This is a genomic window from Mucilaginibacter sp. P5_A6, assembly GCF_056400585.1.
In genome coordinates, this window is record NZ_JBFUKZ010000048.1 from 1 (window position 1) to 10812 (window position 10812).

At 40.6% G+C, this 10812-nt stretch carries 11 protein-coding genes; 2 read left to right on the forward strand and 9 right to left on the reverse strand.

Annotated elements, in window-relative coordinates; all coding sequences use genetic code 11:
• Positions 1-100: PglD-related sugar-binding protein (locus AC1DO4_RS27010; RefSeq protein WP_477420884.1), on the reverse strand; the 100-nt coding region annotated here is incomplete at its 3' end.
• Positions 101-558: 458 nt separating this feature from the next.
• Between AC1DO4_RS27010 and AC1DO4_RS27015 the strand changes: the two genes are divergently transcribed.
• Both AC1DO4_RS27015 and AC1DO4_RS27020 read left to right on the forward strand, forming a co-directional pair.
• Positions 559-1425, forward strand: a complete 867-nt coding sequence (locus AC1DO4_RS27015) for a glycosyltransferase family 2 protein (RefSeq protein WP_477420874.1) — start codon at positions 559-561, stop codon at positions 1423-1425.
• Between the two features lie 117 nt (positions 1426-1542).
• Positions 1543-2259, forward strand: coding sequence for a DUF72 domain-containing protein (locus AC1DO4_RS27020; protein ID WP_477420875.1), 717 nt, complete (start codon positions 1543-1545; stop codon positions 2257-2259).
• A gap of 55 nt (positions 2260-2314) precedes the next feature.
• Here the strand turns inward: AC1DO4_RS27020 and AC1DO4_RS27025 are convergent, their stop codons facing one another.
• The 8 genes from AC1DO4_RS27025 to AC1DO4_RS27060 all read right to left on the reverse strand — a co-directional run bounded on the left by AC1DO4_RS27025 (position 2315) and on the right by AC1DO4_RS27060 (position 10621).
• Positions 2315-3073, reverse strand: a complete 759-nt coding sequence (locus AC1DO4_RS27025) for a hypothetical protein (protein WP_477420876.1) — start codon at positions 3071-3073, stop codon at positions 2315-2317.
• Between the two features lie 18 nt (positions 3074-3091).
• The gene (locus tag AC1DO4_RS27030) at positions 3092-5395 is read right to left on the reverse strand and encodes a family 20 glycosylhydrolase (RefSeq protein ID WP_477420877.1); all 2304 of its coding nucleotides are present in this window, start codon (positions 5393-5395) and stop codon (positions 3092-3094) included.
• A 518-nt stretch (positions 5396-5913) separates the two neighbouring features.
• On the reverse strand, positions 5914-6870 hold the full coding sequence (trxB, locus tag AC1DO4_RS27035; protein WP_477420878.1) for a thioredoxin-disulfide reductase: 957 nt from the start codon (positions 6868-6870) through the stop codon (positions 5914-5916).
• Positions 6871-6973: 103 nt separating this feature from the next.
• Positions 6974-7879 (reverse strand): hypothetical protein, encoded by a 906-nt coding sequence (locus tag AC1DO4_RS27040; protein ID WP_477420879.1) that lies wholly within the window; start codon positions 7877-7879, stop codon positions 6974-6976.
• 92 nt (positions 7880-7971) lie between these two features.
• The gene (locus tag AC1DO4_RS27045) at positions 7972-8721 is read right to left on the reverse strand and encodes an energy transducer TonB (protein WP_477420880.1); all 750 of its coding nucleotides are present in this window, start codon (positions 8719-8721) and stop codon (positions 7972-7974) included.
• Positions 8722-8801: 80 nt separating this feature from the next.
• Complete coding sequence (locus AC1DO4_RS27050) at positions 8802-8948, reverse strand: hypothetical protein (RefSeq protein WP_477420881.1); 147 nt, start codon at positions 8946-8948, stop codon at positions 8802-8804.
• Between the two features lie 7 nt (positions 8949-8955).
• A complete protein-coding gene (locus AC1DO4_RS27055; protein ID WP_477420882.1) occupies positions 8956-10128 on the reverse strand; it encodes a dipeptidase in 1173 nt (390 codons plus the stop codon).
• Between the two features lie 67 nt (positions 10129-10195).
• Complete coding sequence (locus AC1DO4_RS27060; RefSeq protein ID WP_477420883.1) at positions 10196-10621, reverse strand: DUF3592 domain-containing protein; 426 nt, start codon at positions 10619-10621, stop codon at positions 10196-10198.
• Positions 10622-10812 lie beyond the last annotated feature (191 nt).

The following is a 10812-nucleotide window of genomic DNA, read 5'->3' on the forward strand; positions in this document are numbered from 1 at the left end:
CATTAATATCATCATAAAAAAAGATCTCTTCTTTTACCGGATTTTCTAATAGTACATCCAAAACTTCTAATGCGTGTCCGCCGGCTCCGAAAATCACCATAGCTTTTGGTTTTTTATGGCACTGACTATATCATTAAATAAATGTTAATTTCACAACAATATTAAACATTAAATTCTTACATTAAACCACCTTTGATATAGGCTTTAAAAAACACCCTTTTTCTTAACAATACATAACAAGCTGATTTACATTTAATTAAAACCACTAAACAGGCAATATAGACATATGTTTATGGCCAATATGTAAAGGTATTTTACACTTTATGTGCAATATTTAATGATAGTTTACAATTTCAAACAATTGCTATAAGTTTATGTATTATTGAATACGAGTTAAATAGATTTGTCTTGAAACTTAGAGAAGAACAATATCTGCGGGGGTTCTCACAGGACTTTAAACCTAAATCCGGATAAAGGAGATAAATGGCTTAAAAGCAGGATACGTCCATAATAAGCTTGTTTGCCTAATTATACCTTTTGCATAAAAAACCGAAAAAGATGAGTTATGATGAAAAGCAGGATTTAATGGTCAGCATTTGCTGTATCACCTTCAATCAAAAAGAATTTATTTCCCAGGCGCTTGATGGTTTTATGCTGCAGGAAACAAACTTTAATTTTGAAATTGTAATTGGCGACGATTGTTCTACTGACGGCACATCAGATGTGTTGGCATTATTTAAAAAAAAGTACCCGGCCAAAGTTAAATTGATTACTAATGAAAAAAACATGGGTTGTTATTATAACCTCATGAATACAATTAAAGCATGTAAAGGCAAATATGTAGCACTTTGCGAAGGAGATGACTATTGGATAAGGCCTGATAAACTGCAAAAACAGGTTGATTTTTTAGAAAAAAAACCTGGTTACGTAATTTGCTGCCATTACACCCAGGTAATTAACGCTTTTGGCGAAACGCTGTATGTTCATCCAAAACCGGTACCACGCGAGTATACCTACCTTGATTTGCTTGCAGGGAAGCAGGAAGAAACCAAAACAGCAACCCTGGTATATCGTAATATCCCCGAGGTTTACCAGGTATTTCTGAAGCCCTGGTATCATAGTGTTTTCGCAGCCGATAAACTATTAAAACTTTTTGCCACGTATAATACCGGCCTTAAAATATATGTACTGCCAGAAGTAATGAGCTGCTACCGTAACCACATGGGAGGCATATGGAGCATGATAAAAAACGAATCGCGTATGGAAATGATGATCAGTGATTTTAATCTGATCATTAAGCAATTCGGCTATCCGGAAAGTCAAAAAAAGTTTTTATTGCTGCTGTATATAAAAAGATATTTATTATTTGAGTTAAAGCAGTATAAAATGAGGAAGGCGTACGAGACGATAAAATACCTTCTTTAGCTATCCATAGGTCTATGCAGCCATCTGTTTTTACCAATGTTTACCCCTCACCAAATCTGTTTGTTTAATTCGGCAAACAAAACTTCGGGCCGCATTCTTTTATACTAAAACATATTTATGGATTGGCATATCGGTTGTTCGGGGTTTCATTATAAGGATTGGAAAGGCAGCTTTTATCCTGAGGACCTGCCGCAGCGCAAGTGGTTTGATTACTATTGCGAACACTTTAAAACACTGGAACTTAACGTTACTTTTTATCGCTTCCCCCAACTTTCCTTTTTGCAGAACTGGTATGGTAAAAGTCCGGCCGATTTTAGGTTTGCCGTAAAAGCGCCCCGGGCCATAACCCACTACAAAAAGTTCATTGACTCTGCCGACCTGATCACCAGCTTTTATGATACCATAAATAACGGCCTGCAGGAAAAGCTTGGCCCGGTACTATTCCAGATGCCGCCCAGCTATAATTATACCGAAGAAAGGCTGGAAAAGATCACCAACAGCCTTAATCCAACATTCAAAAATGTGCTGGAACTGCGCCACGCAAGCTGGTGGAATACAAGCGTATATCAAAAACTGGCAGAACATAACATCACCTTCTGCGGCATGAGCCACCCCACCCTGCCCGATGATGTGATAAAAAATACACCGGTTGTGTACTACCGCTTTCATGGTGTACCCAATTTATATAGGTCGCCCTATTCTATGGAGTTTCTGCAAAAAGTGGTCGACTCCGTTAAGCACGACATTGATGTTAAAGAAGCCTGGTTTTATTTTAATAATGATTTTGACGCAGTAGGTGTAAAAAATGCAAAGGAGATGATTAGTTTGATTTAGGCCGCGCAAAACGGGCATGCAGAATTGCGCGTTTCTCAATACAAATCAAACCCAACTATCCCCTATGCCTCTTCCGCTTTTTCTTCTTACTTGATTTTGACGAACTTTTCTTCTCCGATTTGTTGGACGTACTCACCCTGGTGTCCGATTGCTTTGCCGGGGCTATCGCGGTAGCTTTATCCGCCACTTCAACAGAATCCTTGCTCAGTTGCTTTACAGTAAATTCGTTACGGCTCAGGCCATATTCCAACTGCCGTTTGGCGCCGGTTGATATCGCCTCTTTGCCATTGCCCTTGTAAATTGGAAACTCACGGATCAGCTTACCCTCGCGAATGTAAAAATTGTCCCCGCCCCGGTAGCCTTTGCGTTGCGATGAGTTCAGTTTAGGAAAATCGAGTTTATTTGCCCTGTTATCAATAAACTCAAACGCGTACATGCTGGTACGGTTTACAGTATCTTTTGATTGTGCTTCTATCAATATCTCCGGGTTGCCGTCGGCGTCCATATCGGCATTGTAAACATCTATAATATTGCCATCCAAATCGCCGGTAGTAGTAGTATACCTGATGGCCGATGAATCTGAATGCAGGATCATAAACGCCCCCGCCTCCTGCGAACCACGCCCCCAGCTCAATACATCATAGCTTTGCCCTGGCGATACTTCTATCAGCTTATGATACCTGAATGGTTGTATCAGTCCGGGCTTTTTGGCAGCAAGCGATGCATCTGTACTCTTGTTTTCTTTGTTGCCGCATCCGGCACCCGCAATAACCACGGTTATTAAAAAAGTTATATAATAAAATCTCCTGGTCATTATACGTTTATAATCCTGTTAATTTTTTAGCACATCGGGTGTTAATTCTGCTTTGGTTTTACCGGGTGCCGATATAAATACTTTTAAAGTATTATTACCACCCGCATCCACATACTTTAAAGTGAAACGGTGATATCCTTTCAATAAAGGCGCCGCACCAAACTGCTCAATTACCGCGTGTTTACCATCATTATCAACAACTACCTGGTCATCTATCAATAAAACAGATCCGTTGGCTGATAGTGTTGAGAAGCCATAATTCCCATCGGCATCAATATAAATAAATCCGCTGTAAATTACACCAAACTTACCTTTACTTTTCCTGAAATCTGTTGTACTAAAGGTTTTTACTGCACCACTATCGCTTGCGAGGCCAATCAGCTGACTTGTACTGCCAAAGGTTCCGGTAAATAATTGGTAATTTAATCCAGTACTTATACCCGTATAATTAACGGGGGCTAAAGGCGCTTTATTGTAAACCAAGGTACGGGTAATATTACTCCTTTTGCCTGATGGGGTAATCACTAAGGTTTGCAGCTCGCGGTATTGATCAGGTGGTACACCGTAGTTCATCGGGATATGGTATTCCAGGTCGGTTTCGCGCGGGGTGTAACCATCAATGGTGTAATATATCTTAGCGCCATCAACTGGTGATTTTAGGTTGACACTCATCTGGCTGCCTATCATCACGGTGTCTTTTGCTCCAATAGCTACCGGCACATGGTAATCTAAATTATTCTTATCCAGCAAGGCCAGGTGGGGTGGCAAACGGGTTTCTGAAAAATCCCTGAAGTTTTTATTTGCCAGGGGCGACCATGCTATTTCCGATAGCGCCATCAATCGAGGCAGCAGCATAAACTCCACTTTGGCATCGGTTGCTACATATTCAGTCCACAGGTTAGCCTGTACGCCCATAATGTATTTCTTTTGCTCGGGGGTTAAAGCTTCCGGAGTTGGATCGTAGCTGTAAATTTTAGATAAGGGTTCATTGCCTCCAATGCTTAATGGTTCCTGGCTGGGTTTACCCTGCCCATGGTCTATATAAAGGCCGTGGCTGCCTGGCGTCATGATCACATTGTGATTTTGCTGTGCTGCCGCTATACCGCCTTCTTCGCCACGCCAGCTCATTACGGCAGCATTTGGCGCAAGACCGCCCTCCAATATCTCGTCCCAGCCAATAATGCTTCGGCCTTTGGAGTTTACAAATTTCTCTACGCGCTGTATAAAATAACTCTGCAGTTCATTTTCATCCTTAAGTTTCAATTTTTTTATAAGCTGCTGGCAAAATTTTGAATTTTTCCAGGCTTCCTTAGGTGCCTCATCACCTCCAATGTGAATGTATTTGCTGGGAAACAGCGCCATCACCTCGGTAAGTACATCCTCTATAAAGGCAAAGGTTTTATCAGATGGGCAATAAATATCTTTAAACACTCCCCAGGTTTCGGCCGGCTTATATGTTTTGGCCGGGTCGCAGCTTAGTTCAGGATAAGCCGCCAAGGCAGCCTGCGAGTGGCCGGGCATTTCAATTTCGGGCACTATGTTGATATATCTTTCTGATGCGTATTTTACCACGTCGCGGATCTGATCCTGGGTGTAAAAACCGCCATAAGGCGTGCCATCAAACTGTTGCGGAGTTTTATCACGGTAACCGCCAATTAAGGTTTGTGCCCGCATACTGCTGATCTGCGTTAGCTTTGGATATTTCTTAATCTCAATACGCCAACCCTGATCTTCGGTTAAATGCCAGTGAAAGTTATTGAGTTTATAGGCTGCCAGCAGGTCGATATATTTTTTCACCATCTCTACCGAGAAAAAATGGCGACCAACATCGAGCATAGCACCGCGGTAACCAAAGCGAGGATAGTCTTCCACCTGTACACATGGCAATTTAGCTGTAGCGGCCCTTTCAGCAGGGAATAGCTGAATAAGTGTTTGTACACCATAAAACAGGCCAGCTCCTTTACCGGCAACAGTAATTTGCTGTGGAGTAATGGTTAAGCGGTAACCTTCGGCAGGTAAATTATCGGCACCGGCAGATGTCAGGGTAATTACATTTGATGAAGTACCGCCGCTTTTTAATGTTATGGCTTTGTTGTAGGCCTGGTTATTGGCCAGGTAATCCTTAAAAAACAATACAGCTTTATTGGATGGCGAATCGGCCTGGATACTGGTTTCCCGGCTCAATACAAAGTTGCCGGGTGATTTTTTAAGCGATACAGGCGCCGGGATGATTCCTGCATAAGGATCGGTGTCCTGAGCGTTAACAACAATGGTAAATGATGTAAGCAATGCAAACAGCATTAAGGAGGCTTTTTTTAACATAGATTTAATTGGAGGTTGGTACTACGTTGTGAATATAGAAGTTTTTAAAAAAATATAAGAAGTTTTCTATTGTAACAAAAGCATAGCGATTACGCCAGAAGAGAGGAAATTTTAAAAAAGTGGCAGCGATTTTTCGGTTCTACCGTTCGCGCACCTTTGGTAAACCTTTCGCATACCTTTCGTGCACCTTTCAATACCCTTGCGAAACACCTTTCATACACCGCTGAGTAACCGCCACAATCAACTTAAAATATGTAAATATTTAAAAATCAATAATTTACACAACAACATCTGATAACGGCTCTTTGGTAAAATTAAACAGGGCATTTTATCGTATAAGATAAACGCCCTGTTTTTGTTGCTATACAAATATACAAAAAACAGCAACAACATCCTAAAAACACGGCCTCAAATAATCACGTCCGAAAATGATAAAAACAAAAAGCCGTCTGTAAACAAACGGCTTTCAATATTTCTATTTTAAGTCATCTCCTTCAGGAGAGGGTTTGGAGAGGCTTTTAGGCGGTAACTACATGCTCCTTAGCTGCCAGGTAACGCTCTGCGTCAATGGCGGCCATACAACCTGTACCCGCTGCTGTAACAGCCTGGCGGTATACATGATCCTGGGCATCACCGCAGCAAAACACACCTTCTACATTGGTTTGTGTTGAACCCGGGTGGGTGATGATATAACCGGTTTCGTCCATATTTAACCAGCCTTTGAAGATATCGGTATTGGGATGGTGACCTATCGCAACAAAAAAGCCGCTAACATCCAGGTCAGTTTCGGTATTGGTTGCGTTGTTGATTACCTTAACACCGGTAACACTCTGCCCGTCGCCAAGGATCTCCTTCGTTTCTGTATTGTACAGTATCTCGATGTTTGGTGTGTTCAAAACGCGATGAACCATTGCCTTTGAAGCGCGAAACTCATCACGGCGAACGATCATGTAAACCTTGCGGCAGAGTTTAGCCAGGTAAGTAGCTTCTTCGGCAGCGGTATCGCCGGCACCCACTATGGCTACATCCTGCCCTTTAAAAAAGAAGCCATCGCACACAGCACAAGCCGAAACGCCAAAGCCGCTATATTTTTGTTCGGACGGTAAACCCAGCCATTTTGCTGATGCACCTGTTGAAATAATAACGGTATCGGCCAATATGGTTTTCACTTCATCAACCACCACTTTATGCGGCAGGCTGGTAAAATCAACCGAACTTACATAACCAAAACGAATCTCGGCACCCAGGCGCTCGGCCTGTTTACGAAAATCTTCCATCATTTCGGGGCCCATGATGCCTTCAGGGTAGCCTGGAAAGTTCTCCACGTCGGTAGTTTGGGTAAGTTGTCCGCCGGCCAATAAACCGGTGTACATTACGGGCTTCAAATCGGCCCTTGAGGCATATATTGCGGCAGTATATCCTGCCGGACCTGATCCTATGATCAGGCATTTTACGTGTTCTAATTCTTGAGTCATTCCTTATAAAAATGTATGCGAATTTACAAAAAAAGTCAATTGAATGGGTCAGTAACAGGTAAACTATTATCGATGTCTGGCAATTTAACTTATTAAAAAAATTCTAATAAAGAGTCACCGGCCGTATAACATCCAAAATATTGATGGTAATTCTAAAGGATGAGTCTATTTTTTTTCCTTTATAGGTCGCAGGTTTCCATTTTGGTGAAGCCATAAATGCCTTTACTATTAAATCATCAAAGTTTAAGTCGACAACCTGCGCCACTTTTGCATTGGTAACAACACCTTCCTTATTTATTTTCAAATCCAAAACCATTGTTCCGGTATGATCAGGCGTTTTAAAATTTGAGGTGCGATTTCGCAAATAGGTGTAAAAATCAAAAGGCATTACTGCGCTCTTAAAATCATTTTCAGTATAATTGTAGCGTTTACTAACATTCCCTTTTTTAAATATTTCGGTATAAATGGCCAAACTATCAGCATCCAGCTTACACCAGTCTCCTTCCTTTTGATCATTAACATAGTAACCTTCAAAAATCACTTTTCCACTACCCACATCATAACTTTGATATAAACCATCCAGTTTACCTTTATTATAGGTTTTTAAAAATTGCTTTCGGCCATTTGCAAATTCACGCCATACGCCATTTTTTTTCCCATCTAAAAAATAGCCAACTACTTTTATATGATTTAGCGTATCAACGTTTATATCCCGAAATTCTTTTAATGCAGGTTTTTTCTCATAATAAATAAACTTGCCAAATGGTATAGTCATTTGTTCGTCTTTATAATAACCCGAGGTAAGTATAGTATCCCTCATATCAAACTGCTTTACAAACCAGGCAGAATCCTGCGGGAGCTTTTGTACAAGTGCATAAGATGCAGCAAGCGCCTTATCATTGGTTTTTTCGCCTGCATCATTTATATAAAAAATATATGGTTCCTGTGCATAAAGTTTTGAACTAACCACAAGCGTTAGCAATAAAAAGAATAGTAATTTTTTTAGCATAGCGTGACAGTAAAGGCAAATGCAAATATAATTATTTACCCGTATTTGCCTAAATTAGCATGTATGTTGAATGTTTAAATTATGAAACTATTTTAAAAATAAGGATCGTATTTTTCATCGGCATGAATGAAAATGCTTGCTGGCCGCGAGTTGACAAATACAATAGGGCAGAATATTTCCTGGCTAAAGGCTTCATCGGTAGCTAAAGTAGCCGGCTTCCAATCGGGGCAGTGTTGCAGTGCATTAAAAACTGCCTTATCTACAGTTTCATTAAAACTTCGTACCATTTGCAGGTTAGTAATTTTCCCCTTCCTGTTTATCATAAACTTTACCGCAACTAATCCGTCGACACCGTACGGAATCTGGCTGCTAATGTTTTTAATTAAAAACGCGTTAAAGTTGAACCCCGGATTTGCTTTAACTGATCTTACAAGTTCCATTTTTTTAACTTGCTGATTGATCCTGTTTGAGAATTTATAATGAAATTTTACATCATGCTGAAGCAGTTTATCGTTTTTATACTGATCTACCGATTCTAAAACGCTGTCATCTGTAAAATGGTCCCACTCACCCTCTTTCCGGTCGTCGATGTAATTACCACGTTCGGATACATTGCCCCGCCAGCCGAATTTTTCATGTAAGCCATTTAATTTACCGTTTACAAAAACGTCTACATTATTCTTATAGCCGTCATTATAATAATCAGTCCACGTACCTAACTTAATACCTTCTAAATAATAGCCTGTTGCACATACATATTGAAACAACTTAAATGACGATGAATCCGCATTAAATTGCAAACGATAACCATAATAGGTAAACTTACCATGTGGTACTTTCATCTTGCCATCGCGATAAGTGCCGGTGCTCAATATATCGCCCCTCAAATTAAAAATGCTGCCTATCCAGGCCGAATCAGCATCTAATTTTTTTTGGCTGCATAAAACCTCGCTTTTGCAGAGTCGGGGGTAACATTGCGGTTGGTATCTAAAAACAACCTGGTAACCTGCGCCCGGCCACTAAAGGTTGCAGCTAACAACATGGTAACAATAAAAATTTTCTTTAACATTTACGTATTATTTACCCGTATTTGCCTTCAAAACCCGCATCACATTACCCCCTAAAATTTTATCAATATCCTTTTTTGTATAATTGAGTTTAAGCAGTTCTTCAGTGATCTTTGGATAATCGCTTACACTATCCAAACCTAAGGGATATGATTCGGCCCCGTCAAAGTCGGATCCGATGCCAACGTAATCAACTCCTATCAGCTTTACGATGTAATCTATATGATGGATAAGCAAGCTCAAAGGCGGGCGGATCTTGTCCGATTCGGTTTTGTAAATCGCATTCAGCCGGATATTGGCAAGGTCGCCATCATGGTAGATCTTTACCAGCGAATCCAGTTCTGCTTTATGCTGATAGAGAAAAGCGGTTACTTTGGGTGTATAAGTGCTATCAACAAAACCGCTGTAAAAATTAAGGCAAACCACTCCCCCATTTTTGGCTAATGCTTTTAACTGATCATCCTTTAAATTACGCCTGTTGGGGTCTATGCTCCAGGCGCAACTATGCGATGCAATTACAGGCTTTGTGGTAGTGGCCAGCACATCATAAAAAGTACGTTCGCCTACATGCGATACATCAACCATTACGCCCAATTCATTCAAATGGCGAACAATTTGTTTACCATAATCGGTCAATCCCAAATGTTTCAGGCTATCTTTTTTGGTAACCTCATCCCTTGCTGAAGTAGCCCAGGAGGTACTGTTATTCCAGGTGAGGGTTAAATAGTTCATACCGCGTTTGGCCAGGCTATCAATGTAATCCATCCTGTCTTCAATCATGTGTCCGCCTTCAACACCGATAAGGGCGGCCAGTTTATGCTTTTTCACAGCCTTTTTCAGTTCATTACTGTTATGTACCAGGGTTATTTTATCGGGATTACGGTTGATGAGGGCGTACAATGAATCTATCTCGCGGTTAGCAAAAGCGAAGGCTGTTCCCTTACCATAATTTTCGCCGCACCAAATGGAAAAGATCTGCGCATCCAAACCACCTTCTTTGGCACGCACCAAATCGAAATCACCTTCTGTTTGCCGTTTCGCCAGGTCGAATTTAGTGATCAGCTGGTTGGATAATACATCATTATGCGTATCTACCAGGATTGCCTTTTGATGAATTTTAGAAGCATCCTGTGCCGAAAGCTTTAACGAAAATAGTAATAAAGGTATCAGCAGTTTTTTCATGCTGGAAGATATGGAAACCAGTATAGATACACAAATTAAAACTGACAATAGGAAATGGAGTGCGGGATTAATTTGACGAATACTGGTTTAAGATATAATAAATTAGTACGCCTATTAATATTGCCGCACCTACCACAACAAGCACCAATCCTAAGGCTTTACTGAAAAAATTATCAATTATAAAATGCTTATAATCCGCCGCGTCATATATTATTTTAACAACGTCTCCTTCTTTATACGCAGAAGGGTTAGACCCCATATCATATTCTTCAGTTATCCAATTCTTATCTAAGGTTACATACCTTATTACAGGATAATATAAAGGCATACGATCTTTGACGCTGCTCAAACGTTCTTCCAATTTAAAAACCACGCCTTCAACCTTAATTCCAGACTTTAGTAATTTACGACGTTCGTTTATTTTTCCAATACCCCAACCTACGAGGAAAGTTCCACCTGTAAGTAGTATAAGTTCATCAATTGTTGCATCCATTGAATATTGATTAGGTTGATTTTTTGTCTGAACCGGAATTAAACGAATTAAAGAATTTTCAGAATTTTAATTAACTTGTTTGGCAGTTTTACTCACCACTCACCACTCACCACTCACCACTCACCACTCACCACTCACCACTCACCACTCACCACTCACCACTCACCACTCACACCTCACCACTCACCACT

Coding starts and splice junctions, on each gene's coding strand:
- AC1DO4_RS27015 (WP_477420874.1), top strand. CDS start 559: ATGAGTTATGATGAAAAGCAGGATTTAATGGTCAGCATTTGCTGTATC.
- AC1DO4_RS27020 (WP_477420875.1), top strand. CDS start 1,543: ATGGATTGGCATATCGGTTGTTCGGGGTTTCATTATAAGGATTGGAAA.
- AC1DO4_RS27025 (WP_477420876.1), bottom strand. CDS start 3,073: ATGACCAGGAGATTTTATTATATAACTTTTTTAATAACCGTGGTTATT.
- AC1DO4_RS27030 (WP_477420877.1), bottom strand. CDS start 5,395: ATGTTAAAAAAAGCCTCCTTAATGCTGTTTGCATTGCTTACATCATTT.
- trxB (WP_477420878.1), bottom strand. CDS start 6,870: ATGACTCAAGAATTAGAACACGTAAAATGCCTGATCATAGGATCAGGT.
- AC1DO4_RS27040 (WP_477420879.1), bottom strand. CDS start 7,879: ATGCTAAAAAAATTACTATTCTTTTTATTGCTAACGCTTGTGGTTAGT.
- AC1DO4_RS27045 (WP_477420880.1), bottom strand. CDS start 8,721: ATGAAAGTACCACATGGTAAGTTTACCTATTATGGTTATCGTTTGCAA.
- AC1DO4_RS27050 (WP_477420881.1), bottom strand. CDS start 8,948: ATGTTAAAGAAAATTTTTATTGTTACCATGTTGTTAGCTGCAACCTTT.
- AC1DO4_RS27055 (WP_477420882.1), bottom strand. CDS start 10,128: ATGAAAAAACTGCTGATACCTTTATTACTATTTTCGTTAAAGCTTTCG.
- AC1DO4_RS27060 (WP_477420883.1), bottom strand. CDS start 10,621: ATGGATGCAACAATTGATGAACTTATACTACTTACAGGTGGAACTTTC.